This is a genomic window from Shewanella sp. 10N.286.52.A9 (assembly GCF_041468985.1).
Lineage (GTDB): Bacteria > Pseudomonadota > Gammaproteobacteria > Enterobacterales > Shewanellaceae > Shewanella > Shewanella japonica.
This window is the reverse complement of record NZ_JBFRJQ010000009.1, coordinates 127,995-145,610: the sequence shown is the minus strand read 5'-3', so window position 1 is coordinate 145,610 and position 17,616 is coordinate 127,995. Positions and strand designations below refer to the sequence as shown.

The 17,616-nt window shown below is 40.3% G+C and carries 15 protein-coding genes; 4 read left to right on the top strand and 11 right to left on the bottom strand.

Annotated features, from left to right (window positions below; all coding sequences use genetic code 11):
• Nucleotides 1–132: 132 nt before the first annotated feature.
• The 4 genes from AB4128_RS08985 to AB4128_RS08970 all read right to left on the bottom strand — a co-directional run bounded on the left by AB4128_RS08985 (nucleotide 133) and on the right by AB4128_RS08970 (nucleotide 3,529).
• Complete coding sequence (locus tag AB4128_RS08985) at nucleotides 133–1,587, bottom strand: AmpG family muropeptide MFS transporter (protein WP_372037482.1); 1,455 nt, start codon at nucleotides 1,585–1,587, stop codon at nucleotides 133–135.
• A gap of 120 nt (nucleotides 1,588–1,707) precedes the next feature.
• Nucleotides 1,708–2,046, bottom strand: a complete 339-nt coding sequence (locus AB4128_RS08980) for a hypothetical protein (RefSeq protein ID WP_055024350.1) — start codon at nucleotides 2,044–2,046, stop codon at nucleotides 1,708–1,710.
• A gap of 305 nt (nucleotides 2,047–2,351) precedes the next feature.
• Complete coding sequence (locus AB4128_RS08975) at nucleotides 2,352–2,936, bottom strand: peptidylprolyl isomerase (RefSeq protein ID WP_055024349.1); 585 nt, start codon at nucleotides 2,934–2,936, stop codon at nucleotides 2,352–2,354.
• Between the two features lie 26 nt (nucleotides 2,937–2,962).
• Complete coding sequence (locus AB4128_RS08970; RefSeq protein ID WP_055024348.1) at nucleotides 2,963–3,529, bottom strand: YajG family lipoprotein; 567 nt, start codon at nucleotides 3,527–3,529, stop codon at nucleotides 2,963–2,965.
• A gap of 230 nt (nucleotides 3,530–3,759) precedes the next feature.
• On the opposite strand from AB4128_RS08970, the gene AB4128_RS08965 reads away from it, so the two are divergent.
• The gene (locus AB4128_RS08965; protein WP_055024347.1) at nucleotides 3,760–4,785 is read left to right on the top strand and encodes a DUF2804 domain-containing protein; all 1,026 of its coding nucleotides are present in this window, start codon (nucleotides 3,760–3,762) and stop codon (nucleotides 4,783–4,785) included.
• Nucleotides 4,786–4,897: 112 nt separating this feature from the next.
• The gene (locus AB4128_RS08960; RefSeq protein ID WP_372037481.1) at nucleotides 4,898–5,764 is read left to right on the top strand and encodes a sterol desaturase family protein; all 867 of its coding nucleotides are present in this window, start codon (nucleotides 4,898–4,900) and stop codon (nucleotides 5,762–5,764) included.
• A 323-nt stretch (nucleotides 5,765–6,087) separates the two neighbouring features.
• Here AB4128_RS08960 and AB4128_RS08955 read toward each other — a convergent pair whose 3' ends face one another.
• From AB4128_RS08955 to AB4128_RS08930, 6 genes are all read right to left on the bottom strand, one after another.
• A complete protein-coding gene (locus AB4128_RS08955) occupies nucleotides 6,088–7,026 on the bottom strand; it encodes a sugar kinase (RefSeq protein WP_372037480.1) in 939 nt (312 codons plus the stop codon).
• 42 nt (nucleotides 7,027–7,068) lie between these two features.
• Nucleotides 7,069–8,367, bottom strand: a complete 1,299-nt coding sequence (locus AB4128_RS08950) for an MFS transporter (RefSeq protein WP_055024344.1) — start codon at nucleotides 8,365–8,367, stop codon at nucleotides 7,069–7,071.
• On the bottom strand, nucleotides 8,364–8,711 hold the full coding sequence (locus tag AB4128_RS08945) for a cupin domain-containing protein (RefSeq protein WP_372037478.1): 348 nt from the start codon (nucleotides 8,709–8,711) through the stop codon (nucleotides 8,364–8,366). Before AB4128_RS08945 ends, AB4128_RS08950 begins: the two co-directional genes overlap by 4 nt.
• Nucleotides 8,712–8,720: 9 nt before the next feature.
• On the bottom strand, nucleotides 8,721–11,012 hold the full coding sequence (locus AB4128_RS08940; RefSeq protein WP_372037477.1) for a heparinase II/III family protein: 2,292 nt from the start codon (nucleotides 11,010–11,012) through the stop codon (nucleotides 8,721–8,723).
• Nucleotides 11,013–11,014: 2 nt separating this feature from the next.
• A complete protein-coding gene (locus tag AB4128_RS08935; protein WP_372037475.1) occupies nucleotides 11,015–13,327 on the bottom strand; it encodes a polysaccharide lyase 6 family protein in 2,313 nt (770 codons plus the stop codon).
• A gap of 205 nt (nucleotides 13,328–13,532) precedes the next feature.
• A complete protein-coding gene (locus AB4128_RS08930; RefSeq protein ID WP_372037474.1) occupies nucleotides 13,533–13,787 on the bottom strand; it encodes a hypothetical protein in 255 nt (84 codons plus the stop codon).
• A 335-nt stretch (nucleotides 13,788–14,122) separates the two neighbouring features.
• Here AB4128_RS08930 and AB4128_RS08925 point away from each other — a divergent pair, with 335 nt between their 5' ends.
• A complete protein-coding gene (locus AB4128_RS08925; protein WP_055024341.1) occupies nucleotides 14,123–14,863 on the top strand; it encodes a FadR/GntR family transcriptional regulator in 741 nt (246 codons plus the stop codon).
• 880 nt (nucleotides 14,864–15,743) lie between these two features.
• Here the strand turns inward: AB4128_RS08925 and AB4128_RS08920 are convergent.
• Nucleotides 15,744–16,880, bottom strand: a complete 1,137-nt coding sequence (locus AB4128_RS08920) for a methyltransferase (protein WP_372037473.1) — start codon at nucleotides 16,878–16,880, stop codon at nucleotides 15,744–15,746.
• Between the two features lie 225 nt (nucleotides 16,881–17,105).
• On the opposite strand from AB4128_RS08920, the gene AB4128_RS08915 reads away from it, so the two are divergent.
• A complete protein-coding gene (locus tag AB4128_RS08915) occupies nucleotides 17,106–17,513 on the top strand; it encodes a hypothetical protein (RefSeq protein ID WP_055024338.1) in 408 nt (135 codons plus the stop codon).
• Nucleotides 17,514–17,616 lie beyond the last annotated feature (103 nt).

Below are 17,616 nucleotides of genomic sequence, written 5' to 3'. Positions count from 1 at the left end.
ACTTATCTCAGGACGGGACAGTAATGCGTATAAAAAAGCCCAACGTTAAGTTGGGCTTTTTGTTGTGACTAACTGTATTCGATGACGTGTGAATGCTGCTGCGCAGTATACGTGTTAAGTCTGTTAACTCTGCTAAGTGAGTTTATTGGCGTCACTGTTTACGTCAGCGCTTTTTTCGTTAGCGCTATTTGCATCAGGGTTTGTTGATGCTGTTTGCTTATCAACCTGTTGGCAGGGGGGAGGGTAGCGCTGTAATAAGCTAATCATCAATAAAACAGGGAAGCCAATTAAACTGGCAGCAATAAAGAAGTTAACGTAGCCAAATGCGTTTACATATACCCCAGAAAACCCTGCAATAAACTTAGGGAATAGCAGCATAATTGACGACAGTAATGCATATTGGCTGGCACTGTATCCGCTGCTAGTTAAGCTGGATAGGTAAGCAATAAAGGCGGCAGTTGCAATCCCTGCACTAAAGTTGTCTACCGAAATGGCAAAGGTTAAAAATGGCACGTTGTAACCAATGTATGCCTGCCAAGCAAACAGTAGGTTTGTGACTGCAACAAGTAAAGCACCGACAAATAAAATCTTCATCGTGCCATAACGCATAATTAAAATGCCGCCCGCACCAGCACCGAGTAAAGTCATGATTAATCCATAAACTTTACTTAAAAACGCAATTTCTTCTTTGCTAAAGCCCATATCGACGTAAAACACATTTGCCATAATTCCCATCACAATATCTGAGATCCGATAACAAGAAATCAGTAATAAAATCAGGATGGCACTTTTACCGTAGCGTTTGAAAAAGTCGACAAATGGCAACACGCTTGCACTGTATAACCAGGCCATAGCACTTGCCATTTTAGTCGGGTATTTTTGAGCAAACTTTTGCTTTAATTGGCGTTCGTTCTCATCAGCATCTTTAGTATCAACTTGGGGCTCCTTACAGAATAAGGTGGTAATGAGCCCCACTGACATGAGCATTGCCATGACAAAGTAAGCGGTTTGCCATGCCTCTAAATTATAGTCAGTGTTACCTGGGTCAACCCAGGCGGCTATAGTTAATGCGCCTGCTGTTGCCACTATCATAGCGCCGCGATAACCCACTTGGTACGCAGCAGCTAATGCCGCTTGCATGTCTTGAGGTGCAGACTCTATTCGAAAGGCATCAATCACAATATCTTGAGTGGCAGAGGCAAAAGCCAGAATGAGAGCAAAAATGGCTAGCTGTTCTAAATCAACGAGGGGATCGCTTTGTGCCATACCTAATATCGCAGCTACAAGACCAAGTTGGGCAAAGATCATCCAACCTCGTCGCCGCCCAAATAACCGTGTAAATACCGGCAGTGCCATTCGGTCAACCAATGGTGACCAAGCCCACTTAAAGGCATAGGTGAGGGCTATCCAGCTAAAATAACCGATAGCCGCACGGTCAACACCGGCTTCTCTAAGCCAAAAGCTAAGAGTGGAAAACACCAGCATGAGAGGCAAGCCTGCAGAAAACCCAAGCAATAGCATTGCAAGGACACGTTTGTGATAATAAACAGATAAGGCTTCACGGGTACGAGATAACAGTTCTGACATTAAGGCAACTGATTGAAGGAGAATGGCTCTAGCTTATGCTGCGCTGCTCATTGGTTCAAGCCATTCTGATTGGAAATTTAACCTATTATAAAAACAGGGATAACAAAGGGAAACTTTTGGTTAATTTGTCGGCCGTAAACCGATACAACCTGATGGCATTGTGCCACCTATATTAATGTAATCGCAGCAATCATCGACTTGTTGACGTAAGAATTGATTACCTCTAATTACAATCGCGGGCCATTGGTCAAAACAATGGAGAAGATGCCAAAATACTTTTTCTGTGTCGGTAGGAGTTTGGGGTTCGAAAGTCGGGCTATCGGCAATAGATTGCCACTCTTCGAGTACGTCCCACATGTAGAGCTTAATTTCGCTGTGCTCTAATTGGTTATTTAAAAATGCTTTCCCATAATAGGCAAGCTGCGGCGCCTTTGTTTCTATGAAGTCATTTGGGGTCATTGATGACATCCTTTTTTAAATACAATCCATGAACAAAATCTGATAAATGAATACAAGAGTGTGAGCTTGTGTTGTCACACGGAAATCAAAACACGGGAGTAAAACAGTGAATAGGTTAGGTAAGTATAGTCAGGATTGTTGAATATTTACTCGAATTTACATTGTCATCGAAAATTCAGTGTTTTGTTCTGGAATAATTTGTAAACCAAAGATAACAGGCTAAAAAAACTGGAGTAAAATCAATGTTTCACTCCAGCTGTTGTTGAAAAAATGATTTAATAAAAAGTGGTAATTATGGCCCTTTTTTATTTTTTCAGTAGTGTCGCTTTATTCAGTTTGATTTCTTTGATAGGAAAATCAGGCCAGTTTAATTCATCGTTATGGCCAGTCGGCACATAAGACATAGCTTCTAAAACTGCCATTCCTTCAATGACTTCGCCAAATACCGCATATCCCCAACGGCGTTTTGAAGGGTTAAGGTTTTTATTGTCACCTACATTAAAGTAAAACTGACGGGTCGCAGAATGCGGATCATTATCACGAGCCATGGCAATCGTGCCCATACTGTTTGATAACCCGTTTCCTGATTCGTTAAATAGTGGGTCCATAGATTCACGTTCTTCAAGCTCAGGGCTCAGGCCGCCACCTTGAACAACAAAATCAGCGATAATGCGGTGAAAAATCGTATTGTCGTATTCACCTTTAACGACATAAGTAAGGAAGTTGTCGACAGTGAGCGGGGCACGGGTGCGATCCAATTCAACGACGATTTTACCCATAGTGGTATCAAACTCGACTTGTGGGTAAAGCGTGTTAGGTTGAATATCAATGGCGGCTTGGCTCACCATGGATGTCAGTAACAAAATGCTGGCAGCAATCCACTTTAGCATGAGATCTTCCTTTTTCGGGGTGAGTGTTATTGTTGTAAAAACTGATGCAGTTCTGCATCGTTTATGATTTTAGTGGTTAACTCATCAATGAGTTTGTTCATGTCTAATTCAAGAGTGGCAAAGTCAGGGCTAAATGGGCCTTTTAACATGCCTCTTGCATTGTAAATCTTAGTGAATTCTTGGTTCTCGTTTTTTGCGACAACATTGATAGTTAGTGCTGTTTTTGCTTCAAAACCGAATGTTGACTCTGTGACATCTGTAAGTAGATAGTCTAATTGGAATTGTGCGGTATGGCTGGCCGCTGGGTCGACTTGATAACCAGCATTTCTCATTGCCTTTTTAAATACGTCATCAAGCTGTTGCCTAATAGGTTCACTTGGGCTGACTAATTTTGCAGCTTCGCCTTCTTTGTTAAATCTCACAATAAAGTTAGCTTTCCGAACGTCAATGGTGCTGACTGCAACAGAATCAAAGCGATCAATTTTATACTCTGATACAGGCACATTGGGGTTTAGTGCAATATGAGTGGGTGTATGACTGGCGCAAGCGGTTAAAAATAGGGCGGAGCAAAGCACTAATGACAATGATTTCATAACTAAAAATAATAAAAAATGGTGGGCTCAGAATAACAGATTTTAAGCACCAATCCAGCCTAATTAGTGCAGTTAATTAGCGTAACCTGATATCCATATTGAGGATTTGAGCTGTAAGAATCTTATTCGCAAATTCACGCTATTTGACTTCAACTGTTAATTTGTTCACGTTAGAGTAATTAGTGCGCAAGCGTAATAAACCACATACAGAGATAACACACGGAATAAGTATGTCAATGAATCACTTACAACTTGCACCTGACAAGCTAATGAATGCTGAAGGACAACCTATATTTGGTCATTTTGATGGTGCGGTATCAGATCTAAGCATTAAACAGTTTCACTATTTCAATGAAATGGATAAGCCTTGCTCTTGGTGGGCAAAGTACTTTGATTATAAGCAGTTTCAATTTATCAATATCACCACGCCTAGGTATATCATTGGTGTTGCTATAGCTGATATCCGCTATGTTGGTAGTAGTTTTTGTTATTTGTATGATATTGAAAAAAACCGCTTAACTGAAACTCAAGCCTTAAAGCCACTGTCATGGGGAATGTCGGTTTCGCGCTCTCCTTTGCAAGGAAAAGCCCGTATTAAGCACAAGCAAGGTCCTATTGTTTTTTCCATCAAAGAAGGCGTATGGCAACTCAGTATTCAAACTGACGATATTCAGGCCGAGTTAACGTTAGAGCCGCCTGTGCTGAGTTTACCTATGAGCTTATGTACCCCAACGGGGTATAACGGCTGGACGTACACCCAAAAACACAATGGCTTAAAAGTTAAAGGCAGCTTAACCATTAAGCATGAGCCACAGCCTTTACAATACGCACTTGGCGGCTATGACTTCTCTGCGGGGTATATGCGCCGTGAAACGAGCTGGCGCTGGGCGTCAATCAATGCGCAGGTTGAGCACGGTGTGCTTGGACTTAATCTTGCTGCTGGCGTAAATGAAACCGGTGCAACGGAAAATGTGCTTTGGATAAATGGCGAGCGACATTTATTGCCTGCGGTTAAGTTTGATTTTAATCGACATGTAAGTGACGATTATTGGCAGCTTAGCACCGCTGATAACCAAGTGGATTTGACCTTTAGGGCGTTAAATTGTCGTAGTGAAAAACGTAATTTTGGCTTTTTGAAAAGTAACTTCAGACAGTACATTGGTTATTTTAGTGGCCATATTATTGATAATAATAACCGTAAACATGTTTTACGAAATCAGCTTGGGCTGACAGAAGATCATTTTGCTAAATGGTAGGCCTTGTTTAATAACGACATGCACGGTTCTGAAACTAACATCAAGAAACTAACATCAAGAAAATAACATTAAAAAATAAGTTCAAAATAATAATAACTAGGATGGACATTCAATGGATTTGAATTCAATTATCGATCACCCCGAAGCACTACTTTTAGTGCTTGCGCCTGTGTTCTTTATTTGCATTTTATTGGAGTGGTTTTTAGGGGATTTACGCCACAAATTACCGCTTTCTGCTCGTTATCAAAAAGCGGAGGTCTGGTGTAATGTTTGTTTAGCTGGCATGCATCAATTGACTGACATTCTTGCTGGCCTGTTAATCGCGAAAGTCTATTTATACTTTTTTGGCTGGAAGTTATTTGATATTGAGATGGGGGTACTCAGTTTCCTCTTATTGATAGTGTTACAAGACTTCTTTTATTACTGGTTTCATCGTGCAAGTCACCGGATCCGTTGGATGTGGGCCGCACATGTGGTGCATCACAGCTCTGAAAATATGAATTTTAGTACAGCCTTCAGGCAGAGCTTAATGTATCCATTGGCTGGAATGTGGTTATTCTGGCTACCCTTGATAGTGATTGGTTTTGAACCTAATTGGGTGGTGTTTGTGGTGTTACTGAACTTAGGGTTACAGTTTTTTGTGCACACCCAAGCTGTGAAGGCGCTTGGACCAATTGAGTGGATTTTTAACACGCCTTCCCATCACAGAGTTCACCATGGTCAAAACCCAGAGTATATCGATAAGAACTATGCTGGGGTGTTGATCATATGGGATAAGTTATTTGGTACCTTTGAGCCTGAAAAAGCGACGGTTATTTATGGGATTACAAAACCGGTAAATAGCATGAATCCGATAGTGGTTAGCTTTGCCGAATGGCGAGATATGTTCAAAGATGTCAGTCAGCCTGACTTATCGATTAAGCAGCGCTTGTCGGTGTTATTCTCGCCGCCACAACAAGAAACGTCTACAAAGAAGTAAGCACATAAGCTGCTAATTCCTGTCGCTAGATACTCTTTCAATGATATGCGCTTATGCACTTCTTAGATTGGGGGGGTGGGTGATTGTGGCAACTGAAGCTTTATTGATCAGGTTAGGGGCGAGATAGGAAATGGCCTAACCTACATTATTGATACCTGAAAGGGAGTGGATACCAATAAAGTAGGTTGAGCCAAATAAAAAAGGGCTCTTTGGGTACAGCCCCAGCTTAAATTATCTTTAGCTAATTCATTAGCCTGCATTAATTGAACCGCTGAGCAATGAGTAGTTAATCGGCGACTCATCAACACGAGGACAAATGTTTTTTACGATAGAGATAATGTCTTGCTAAACTGATTAAACTCGACCTTGTCTACGATTGCGCCTTTATGCTGAATAACAAATGCTGCCGATTTAGAGGCGAGGTCAATGGCATCTAATACTGCAATACCATTCATTCTTGCCCCTAAATACACACCGTTAAACGAGTCACCAGCAGAGGTGGTATCCACCACATTCGTGACAGGTTTTACCTTAAATTCAACTGGCTCAGATTGGTTAAATAATGCAACGACAGATTCAGGGCCATTTTTAATGATGAGCTCGTCAATGCCGAATGGGGCTAAAAAACCTATCATGTCAGCAGCGTTATTTATGGCGTAAAGTTGTTCAAAATCGTCAATACCCGGTAGCAGAGTATCGGCGGCATGAAATGCCAGCTCAAATTGCGCTTTGGCTTCGTTCGGGCTTTGCCATAATCGAGGTCGATAATTTGGATCAAACACGATTTGCACACCGGATGCTTTTAATTGTTTCACCATAGACCAGAAATCATTTCTGGCCTGAGGCTCTACAACAGCTAATGAAATGCCTGAAAAGAAAAACATGTCACCAGCAGACAATTGCGCTATTTGCTCAGACTGAATGTGCTGCATAACTTGACGGGCTGCAGCATTTTCACGCCAATAGGTAAAGCTACGCTCACCTTGTTCATCCAACTGTATCGAATATAAACCAGGGATCTTTGTGTCCGATGTAAACACTAAATCCGTACCAATGTTCTCATCTTTAAAATACTGAATCATATTAAGGCTGAATGGGTCTTTACCTACCGCTGTGACCAATTGCACGTTCACATCTGCAAACGTGCGCTTTAGATAAACAGCCGTGTTAAAAACATCACCAGCGAATGATTGCTTCATGGTGTTTGATGAGGTTGTCATCAACTCAATCATACATTCGCCAAGTAAAAACATGTTTTTCATTTACGGAGCCTTATTCACAAGGATTAAAAAAATATTGCTAAGTTATTGAGGCTTTTTGACAGGCTCAATTTTAGGAATCAACACCCAAACAGCAACAATGGCAATAACTGCTAATGACGCGCCAATAACAAACGCTGGTGTGTAGTTACCGTCTGCAGTGAGGTAAGGCACTAAAGCTGTTAAACCTAATGCACCTAATTTAGCAGCCATGCCAGAGAAGCCTGCTAGTGAACCAACGGCTTTTTTACCGAATAAGTCACTAGGTAGCGTTTGCACATTACCAATAGCTGTTTGGAAGCCAAATAAGATCACCGCCATAATGATTACCGCAGTTGTTGGGCCACCAGGACTCGCCATGCTAATGAGTGCTGGGAGCATGATTAAACAACCTAAAGTGATCGTCAGTTTACGGGTCTTGTTAATATTCCAACCCGCTTTTATGCGATTTTGCGCTAGCAAACCACCAAACCAAGCTCCCAGCATGGCACCTACATATGGAACCCAACCGTAAATACCGATAGATTTAACATCCATACCGTAAACTTCGTTGAGGTAAATCGGGATCCAGAATACAAATAACCACCAAATAGGATCGATTGCAGCAGAGGCAATGATCACCCCCCAGCTTTGTTTGTGCTTTAACAGTTGACCTGTTGTTGGGTTATATTCTTCTTGGTCGCATTCACCTGAATCGTCAGTTACTTTTTGACCTGTAAGAATATATTCACGTTCTGCTTCGGTGATCCAAGGGTGAGACTTAGGAGGTGCTTTAACCAAGATAATCCATGGAATAAGCCACAATAGACCGACTAGACCGATAACCACAAAAATCATTTGCCAGCTAAAATAAACTGTCATGTAAGCAATGAGTGGAATAGAAATAATACCGCCAATCGCTGCACCAGAATTGAAGATACCTTGTGCTAAGGCACGTTCTTTAGCTGGGAACCAATCAGCGTTACTTTTAGCCGCTCCAGGCCAGTTACCTGCTTCTGCTACACCGAGTATGGCGCGGAAAAAACTGAAACTTAATGCGCCTTGAGCGAATGCATGTAACGCAGTCGCAATCGACCAAACACCAATTGATAGAACAAACCCGAGACGTGTACCGACCCAGTCAAAAATTTTGCCAAATATGGCTTGACCAAAGGCATAAGATAAAATGAACACAATAGAGATATTGGCGTAAATCTGTTTACGTTCTAGGGCAGACTCATCAGGGAAGATGTCTTCCACAATATCAGGCCACAGTACGCTAAGTGCAGAACGGTCAATGTAGTTAATAATTGTCGCAATGGCGATCAATAAAATTACCCACCAACGAAGGTTGTTGATTTTCATGCTAATCCCTCTACAAAATCTTCTCGAGCAGGACTGAAAGTATCAATTAAAATACCGCCAGTTGGGCAGGTTGCCCCATGGTCTGCATGGGGCGGAATGAAACAACTGTCTCCAGCTCTTAGGATTTTAGTGACACCATCGATATTGAAGTGAAATTCCCCTTCAACAATATAAGTCACTTGAGAATGACGATGGGCGTGGTTATAACCAATAGCACCTTTCTCGAACCAAATTTTGACGGCCATTAACTCATGGTTAAAGCCAAGCATTTGGCGTTTAAGACCGCCACCGATATCTTCGATTTCCGTTTCATTGCCAAATGAAAAGTGTTCACTCTGTTTCATTGTTAACTCCTACTGCGAAATTTGTATTAACTGGTATCTAGTGTCAAAACTGTATGTTTTGCCTAGATAAGAAAAGCGCTGGGTTGTGTTGTTATCTTTGTTGTTGTCCAAGCTATTCTTGGTTTGGTGGTTTATGGCAAGTACAAAAGCTGTACTACCTTGATTACTGAGAACGCTAAACCCGACAATGCTGAGATCACCTTGACGTTCATAAGTTAGGGTTTCTAAATTGCTGGTGGCATTAAGGGTGTATTCAGCCGATGGGTTATATTCGCCATGGGGCTCCAATACGCTTACAAAACGATGTTGCTTGCTATTGGTACGTTGAATAAAGCTATGCTCATTACGTAGGTTAAAGTCAGGGTCATTGGCCCCTAGCTGAGTAAATAACACGTCAGTATTGCCATCAACGATACTGCTATGGGTATAAAACAGACCGTTGTCGTTTAACCAAGTGACTTTTGCTACCCCTTTTTTAGGCGTCGCATTCGCTTTAAGCCACAGGTGTTGATAACCCGCTTGCTTACCCAGTGGGGTTAACTTTTCCATTGCAGCTTGACGAGCAAAGTTGCTGTCGATTAGTTGCCCTTGGTAGTGTAATGGCAGGTCATATTGATGTGAGTTGTCGCTATTAACCTCGACGATATCAAACACAAGTGGCGTGTCTTTGTCATCAACTTTGACAGAAACCAATGCCATGGTTCGGCTTATATTGACGTCATCATAAGCGGTATCGATATGAGCAGATGCTAGCGTTAATTTGTCATCATGATGATAGAAGTCGACGATAGGGTGATTTTTATTACCCACTTTTACATCACCTTTAAAATGACTGGTCTCGTCGACAACTAAAGTGTTGTGCGCAACGGTTTGTTTTGCCCATGTCTTATTTTCAGGTAGGTAACGTCCACCGGCTTTGGCTTCAATATTTAAGAATCTAGCAGCGCCATAATCTGAGACAATTTCTTCGCCTGCATCATAAAATTGCCATGTAAGCTTATCAAAATGACCGTGACCTAAGCCTTGAGCTGTTGCTTTGAATACGATTGCCTGATCAGTCGGGGTGTGCTGACGCATTACAATTAATGCACCTTCATCACCATTTTTACCATCAAGGAATTCACGTGAATTAAAAGGATAGTGGCTTGGCTTATTCGCATCGATTGCTTGCGCTAATTTAAGGCCATCTCCAGTGAGTAAGATTCTGTTTTGTTGCTTTGCAATATCAACTAAATCATTATTAGCTGTTAAGCCATAAGCAATGCTGACCGCAATCACAAGTTCAGTGGTATCTATGCCTTTACTCTTAATTGCATCATTTAACGGAAAGAATAAACGGTTGTAGCTTAATTCAACTGTGCTGTAGATAGCTTTGAGTAAAATATTATTGCGGTACTCAAAAATCTTGCGTTCAGGTTGATTTTGCTCGATGGCTTTTGCAAAGGTAACGAAAGGTAGTAAGGCATAGCGTTGATAATATGGCCCTTCATTGTAATAACCATCTGGTGAGAACAACTCATCTAGTTGACGTAAAAAACCGCCTTTGCCAGATTTTTCAAGATCGAGCAGTGCTGTTTCTACTAACTCAGGCTTATCTAACACAAAGCCTGTCATCCCCACAGCAGCAGTCGCCCAAGTACCATGATTATGAACCTTATTGAAGGTATGAGGTGATTGCACTGACAAGAAGTCTGCCACTGGAAGAAGAATGCCAGTTTCAATGGTTTTTCGCTGAGTGTCATCAAGCGAACTTACGATAAAGTCATACGCTTGGATGGTATAAACAAGCCATACCGCTTCATTCAACCCTTGCCAAAATAACTTACCTTCGTTGCGTGACTTACGCTTCGGATGTAAAGGAAGGCTTGGGTATAGTTTGGCATACTCAAGTAACATATCACGCACATAATCAGCGTATTTTTGTTGTTGAGTCAGCTGATACATCATGCCAGCGTCGTACATTTGTTGATAGTTTTTCTTGTGGCGTTCGTGCGTATAACCACCGCCTGCATCGACAGGAACAGGCACCAAAATCGGTTGTGTTAATAAGCTATCGACTTGAGCTTTTTGCGCTTCAAATGCTTGTTTAAATGAACCTGATTGTTTAATTGCAGCACGCATAGTTAACACATCTTGCTGGTTTACAACTAAGTTTGGATGTGTCGATTGTGATGCATGCACTGGTGATAATATGGCGCTCACAGACACTAACAAAGTGACTGAGAAAGCAAATACACCAGAACGTCGTATGCTTTTTACTAAAGCTGATTGTTTGATTAAGGCTATCGATAAAGAAATCATAATTACTGCGCTTTATTGTTAGTGTGGTTAACCGTGTTATCAGCGATTAATGCAGTGGTTTTACCAATTGCATATAACTCTGTGACTTTAGGCTTGGCGGTATTGGTAAACTGATTGTGAGTGACCTTAGTAATGGGCTCACCAGTGGTGTGTTCAATGTTGACGTACGCACTATCTACAAATTGATTTTTATTGATGTCAGCAACTTGAGCGCCATGGAGGAACAAACTTGCATGGGTTTTATTGCGTTTGCCATTGCCGACTTGTTTAACGTCGTTATTTTTAAAGCTTAGGTGTGGGCCAAAGGTGCTTTCATCGGTGCCACCTCGATACAACTTCACAATAGCGCCTTCAATTTGGTTGAAGTGATTGTTATTGATAGTCAGATATTCAGCGTTATAAATACCTAAGTCGTCAGTTTCTTTATTGAGTCTAAAAATATCACCTGTAATGAGATTAAAGTTGTTGTTGATTATCTCGATGTTATTTGCAAACGCGCGTGCTCCAGAGTCAAAAAAGTGGAACGAATGGTTAATATTAAGCTGCTCGATATCGCTGTTAAACATGCTGAAGCGGTAGTTGGTTAACATGCCCCATTTGCTGGTTCTAACAACGGTGTTGCCTGCAGAGTCTAAGCTGTTGGCACCACTAATTTTTACACTATCAAGCTTTAAGCTACCGCCATTTTGAATTTCAAATAAAGTTGGGCGACTAAAGGTGATCGTGGGCTTTTCTGTTTGCGCTGATTTAATGGTGAGTGTTTTATCAAGTTCAAGAATTTTCTCAACATGATACTGACCTGCTTTTAATAAAATGACATCACCATCTGCTGCTGACTTCACTTGATTAATAAAGGCTTCTGCATTAGCAACAGTATGCGTTTTTCCTGAATCAAATGCGGTTTCTGGCTCTGTTTTTGGGTACCAGTTAACGCCTGTTTGCGACTTTAATGTTGGAGAAAGGCTCTTAGGTGCGCCAATGTTGTCATTACCTGATGTTGGGTAAAGTAAGCCATTTTTCTCGCGGGTTAATTTAATCTCTGTTGGCTTAATCCCTTGTTCAATCTCGTTATTCGATAGTTCATTAGAGATATTGTTTGAAAATGAAATTCCCGAAATATCGTCAAAAATAGAGAAGGGAGCTTGTTGATTATTATTAACAAATAGATTTTCAGAGACAGAAGAATCTTTTGGTACTGCTGAGCGTTCTTGATCGCTACCTGCAGCTAAATGAATGTGGTCGACATCGATAAAGCTATTATGGTGAACGTTAGCATTAACGACTTGGTGATAACGATTAATGGGCGAGTTAGGTACACCATTCATAATCGTAAAGCCGCTTCCGAATCGGTAACCTTTAAGACCTTCTAAATAGTTATTAGTAATGGTTTGGTCACGGTTAATAATTCGAATACCACCTGTGTGGTCTACGCCATTACCCAAAAACACATTACTGTCGATGAGGTTACCATTGCCATGTCGTAAGGTAAGGGTTCCGCGTGATTCAAAAAATGTATTATTGCTAACTTTATTATTAGCAGACTTAATTGAGATGATTTCTACTTCACCATCACAGCGGTCGAAATAGTTATTTTCAACAACGGTAAAAGAATCGCTCATCGAATAATGGCTGGTGCCAATGCGCAATGTTTCTCCGCCATTTGACCCAAGAATCGGTCTTGGACCAAAGTAGTTGTGATCAATTTTATGGTGATTTTCTTGGCTGGCTTCAGTATTTAATCTGACGGCTAATGTCACACCTTTATTGCGCTTTCCAACTAAATGGTTGTGGTCAAAACGGTTGTTTTTACCATATAAAGACACCCAGTAATCAGACTCATGTCTATCTGGGTTGCTGTAATTATCAATCACGACTTCAGAAACGCGGGAGTTATTTGCGAGATCGTTTTTACTGGTTCTAAATGCAATGACTTCATTGCTTGGGGTGAAACCTGATTTAAAAACTAAGCCAGATACATGTAAATATTCACCTGACATTTTTAAGTTTGATTGACCAGAAAGGATAACTTTCCCTTTAGTCTCTGCCGTTAGTGAAATAGGGGCTTCTTTTGTACCTTGGCCTTTAAACTTAATTTCAAAATCCTGCCAAGTACCGTTAGCAAGAATAATGTTATCTCCAGCGACCAGCTTTTTTACTGTGTCTTTAAATTCATCAGGCGTGCTTACGGTATAGGAAGCGGCTTGAATATAGCTTGAAGAAAACACTAAACTCAGCATAAACGCGGACTTTAACGAAAGTGAGAACAACTTGTCATTGTTTGTTGGGCTGTTTGTCGACTTGCTTTGAAAACTCATAATGACTCTCTTTTTATATTTATTAGCGCTAGGTCGTTTGATTACTTTGTTCAATCTTTACCTTGGAAATAAACTCCTATCTCAATCATCGAGATAGGAGCTGTACGACTAAGTTTTACTTGAGGTTAAAACTTAACTTTTGCACCAAGGAAATACTTAAAGCCTGAGCGAGAATAATCAGCAACTGTGGTGTCATTACCACGTGTTATGATTTTCGGCTCATTGTGCCGCGAAGTCCGCTTACTTTAATGACTTCCATATCAGGGCTGTCATTTTTATTATCTGCTTCTTGTTCTGATACTTGCGCATTTGGGGTTGTGGCTTCAACAGCCTCAACTTCATTTTGTGCGAAAGCGGGTGATGCGATTAAGGCTAATAGTGCTGAACTGTAGAGTGCAGATTTTGGCTGAAAATGCCTTCTGCTTAATCTCAGTGCATTACTGATTTTATTGAGTTTCACGTTAATCTCCCCAGATTACATATTGCTTAATCAAAATGTGAACACAATCCTTTAAACACGATCTTTAAATACCACTCTATTTTAAATACAACTTTGTGCCTGAGTAGAAACTAACCAATGGTAAGGTGTTTTGTCAACCACTTTGTGTTACCAATTGTGCAAATTGTTTTTATTTTTGTTATTGCCAATAACAAATTATTAACTAGACTTAAGCTAGTGCGAAAATCGTTCAAGTACAATAAAAATTTCAAATAGGATTTGCGTTGACTTAGTAAATAGATATGATGGTAAGTAATAACTAAATCTAATTGGTTTTAACTATTGAAGGACCAGACATGAAGAATAGGCGTATGTTTTGGCGCATCGTTGAAGAGATTGAAGCGTCTATTGCTAACGGCGAATATGCACCAGGTAGTCGCTTACCGCCAGAAAGAGAGTTAGCTGAAAAGTTTGATGTCAGCAGACCCACCATTCGTGAAGCAATTATTGCACTGGAAGTGCGCGAAAAAATTGAAGTTAAAACAGGCTCGGGTGTGTATGTATTACAATCTGTTGCGACCAATAACCCTGCAAACAAGATTAATGCATTTGAATTAACTCAAGCTCGCGCCTTAGTAGAAGGTGAAATTGCTGCGTTAGCTGCCAATACTATCACTGAAGAAGAATTGGTTGAGTTAAATAAAACATTGATAATGATGGAAAATAAGTCTTATGTCGAAGAGGCTGATGAAATGTTCCATCAAATAATTGCCAATGCGACTCGTAACGGCGCATTGATTAAGTCATTTCAAAACCTATGGGCATTGCGTGCATCAAGCCAAAAAATAATTACTGATTACGACAGTGTTTGTAGTAAAGATAATAAGAAAACACTTGATGAGCATACTTCTATTTATAAAGCGTTAGCTGCAAACGATGCATCAGAAGCACGTTTAGCAATGCATAAGCACTTTAATAGATTAATCAATGTGTTATTCGATACTGTTGAAGCTCAAGCACTTGAAGAAGTCCGTCGTAAGAACAGCGAAAAACGTGATTTATACTCGATTGATAATTTGGTTAACCGATTGGGTTAATTAGTCCCTAGTGAGTAAAAGCGCAGTCGCTTTCACTAACAGATTAAAAGCCTTCTTTAACGAGAAGGCTTTTTATTTTATAAACAGTATTTTATTTGTATTGAACTAAGATGATTCTGCCAATATTAGTAAAAAGGCCTCTCGATATGAGAGGCCTTTTTTTCGCTCCAAACGAGGGGGGGATCTGGAGCGCACAACCTGGTTAAACTAATAAAATAGATGTTTTAAACAATTAACATAGGCGTTGTTGAACCAGTTTTTATTCCTTAAAGGCATACTTTTTATGCTTAAAGGCTTAGTTGGTAAAGCTTTAACAGCTGTTTTATCTGCGTTTAAGTTCATTGAATTATATAAATGTTCTAAATTTGTAAACGCTGGAAGCCCTTGTAAGTGTGACTTGGAGCACGCTTTAAAACCAATAATATCTTTTAATAAAATCAATTGTCAACCAATTTGTTTTGTGTGTTATTACCAATTAATTGTTGTGTTGAATATTGACAGATTACGGGTTGATAGTTCATTGAGTTTCGCGGCCATTTGAGGGAGAGTCATCATTGGTTTGTGCTACTAATGGTTGTTTATGGCTGGTTATGATGTGATGTAATCTAGCGAGGGCGTTAATAGTTAAAACACTAGATTTTATGTCAGCATGAATAAGACAAGCTTTAGCAATTAGTCTATTTCGGCATGTTTACTCTTCACTAATTCGTAGCGAGAAAACTGACATCTCGCTGCGAGAATATCCCATTACCAAATCCATTGGACCTTGTTTTGAACAACTCGAATGCCCATTAAACTTGCCAGTTAGTCTGTTAATCTTGGAAAAGTACCGTGGAGATAGCCATGTAGACGACAGTTAATCGATGAGATTAACTTTCGTCTATTTAGTGGCTTGTAAAATGACAAACTTGCCATTTGATGCAACGGTAGTGCAATTTTTAAAAATACGTTTTAGTTTAATGTGATAGGACAAATGACGGTTGCCTACAACATGTAAAATACCGCCTGTCGCTAATCGTCTTTTGGCATCAAGAAACATTTGCCAAGCAATATGATCGGTAATTGCTTCTCCTTGGTGAAAAGGCGGATTACATAAGACTAAGTCGGCACTGACGTTTTCATCTAAGTGGGTTAAACAGTCATCCCAATGAAAATGTCCTTGATCATGATTGAGTCCGTTTGCTTGCCAGTTGTACTGACTTGATGCAATAGCCATTTCAGAATCATCGACAAAATGGATATGCGCTTGTGGGTACAGTTGTGCGGCACGTAAACCTAAAATGCCATTTCCACATCCTAAATCGATGATGGTTTTAAAGGCGCCTTCTGGCATATTATCTAGCATAATACGTGCGCCGATATCGAGTTTGTTGGCAGCAAATACATTACTGAAGTTATTGATGGTTAAATTAAACTCTTTAACTGGCCAAGAGACTTCTTTAAGTAATGATCGCTTTATCCCGTCAGCAGTACACGTAATGATACGTGTTTTTTTCCACGTTAAACTTGCAGAAGCTGGGCCTAAATTTTGTTCAATGAGGCCAAGTAATGATTTATTAATATTCTTTGCTTTAGCACTAATTAGAATTTGAGTGCCCTCAGCTAATACTTGCGATAAACGTTGTAATTGCTGAGTAAAATAAGTCAGATTTTTAGGCAGTTTAACAATGACCAATTTAATGTCATTAGGCAGTTGCTCTCGGCTATTAAGGCGGCTGATGTTCGTTGGTGCCAACTCATTAGCGCTGAGGTTGTACTCTGCGCCAAGTAAACTGGTTTTAGCATCAGTTTCAATCCACAACGGCCAGGTGTTATCTAAACGAGTGAGGCAGCATTGAAGTGCGCCGAAGTTATCATTCAAAATAGCAGTATTAGCTGGAATATGTGCGGTTTCAACAAGGTGTTTTATTAAGTGCTCATCTGCGGCATCCCAAGCTTGCAGATTTGACTCTTGCAGCTTAGGGTAGCGAAATAACGCTAATTCAATACCTGCACAAGAAAACTCACTAACCGTCATTATTTTTTACCTAAAGCAACCATCATGAAATAGCCGGCAATTATCGCAGATAAGCTGTCAATGTGCGAGGGTAGAGTGTGAGGCAAGTCTGCAAAGGATGCAGTTGCACTAAATATTTAATGTATTGAAAAATGCGCCATCGATTACAGATGAAACAATATTGCTATTGTAGATCGCTGACAGTAACATCGAACAAAAGATTACGTTTTTCTACAAAGGAGTTGTATGAACGGTGCAGGTGGTACATCAGGTGGAATTGGTTCGTTTTTTATCGGCTTAATCATGATGTGTGGCGGCTTTTACATGTTGCTAAAAGCAATAAAAGTTACCAGTTCTTTTGGTTTTAGTCATAGCTTATACAGTGTTGGTGGCATGAATCTAACGAGCGGGATGATTATGATCCCCTTCATGTTTGGTATTGGGCTAATGTTTTATAATGCGAAGAATATATTGGGTTGGATCTTAACCTTTGGTTCATTAGTCGGTTTAATATTTGGTGTGATAAGTTCTATTAACTTCCGCTTTAGCCATATGAGTGCATTCGATTTAATTGTGATTCTGGTATTAAGTGTGGGTGGTTTAGGGATCTTTTTGCGCTCGCTAAAGTCGATTGATACCAATATAAAAGAGTAAGTCGGCGCTCAACTCATTCTTTGTTTAATGTGGTTACTCGTATCCCTGTAACCACTTTTTTGACCTTACAGCCAAACTGACTTCATGCATTAACTTGTTATTG

Bases quoted from the DNA above. Each gene is read 5' to 3' on its own strand.
- AB4128_RS08935 (WP_372037475.1), bottom strand. From the start codon at position 13,327: ATGAGTTTTCAAAGCAAGTCGACAAACAGCCCAACAAACAATGACAAG.
- AB4128_RS08975 (WP_055024349.1), bottom strand. From the start codon at position 2,936: ATGCTAAAGTGGATTGCTGCCAGCATTTTGTTACTGACATCCATGGTG.
- AB4128_RS08950 (WP_055024344.1), bottom strand. From the start codon at position 8,367: ATGAAAATCAACAACCTTCGTTGGTGGGTAATTTTATTGATCGCCATT.
- AB4128_RS08945 (WP_372037478.1), bottom strand. From the start codon at position 8,711: ATGAAACAGAGTGAACACTTTTCATTTGGCAATGAAACGGAAATCGAA.
- AB4128_RS08915 (WP_055024338.1), top strand. From the start codon at position 17,106: ATGAACGGTGCAGGTGGTACATCAGGTGGAATTGGTTCGTTTTTTATC.
- AB4128_RS08960 (WP_372037481.1), top strand. From the start codon at position 4,898: ATGGATTTGAATTCAATTATCGATCACCCCGAAGCACTACTTTTAGTG.
- AB4128_RS08985 (WP_372037482.1), bottom strand. From the start codon at position 1,587: ATGTCAGAACTGTTATCTCGTACCCGTGAAGCCTTATCTGTTTATTAT.
- AB4128_RS08940 (WP_372037477.1), bottom strand. From the start codon at position 11,012: ATGATTTCTTTATCGATAGCCTTAATCAAACAATCAGCTTTAGTAAAA.
- AB4128_RS08920 (WP_372037473.1), bottom strand. From the start codon at position 16,880: ATGACGGTTAGTGAGTTTTCTTGTGCAGGTATTGAATTAGCGTTATTT.
- AB4128_RS08955 (WP_372037480.1), bottom strand. From the start codon at position 7,026: ATGAAAAACATGTTTTTACTTGGCGAATGTATGATTGAGTTGATGACA.
- AB4128_RS08970 (WP_055024348.1), bottom strand. From the start codon at position 3,529: ATGAAATCATTGTCATTAGTGCTTTGCTCCGCCCTATTTTTAACCGCT.
- AB4128_RS08925 (WP_055024341.1), top strand. From the start codon at position 14,123: ATGAAGAATAGGCGTATGTTTTGGCGCATCGTTGAAGAGATTGAAGCG.
- AB4128_RS08980 (WP_055024350.1), bottom strand. From the start codon at position 2,046: ATGACCCCAAATGACTTCATAGAAACAAAGGCGCCGCAGCTTGCCTAT.
- AB4128_RS08965 (WP_055024347.1), top strand. From the start codon at position 3,760: ATGTCAATGAATCACTTACAACTTGCACCTGACAAGCTAATGAATGCT.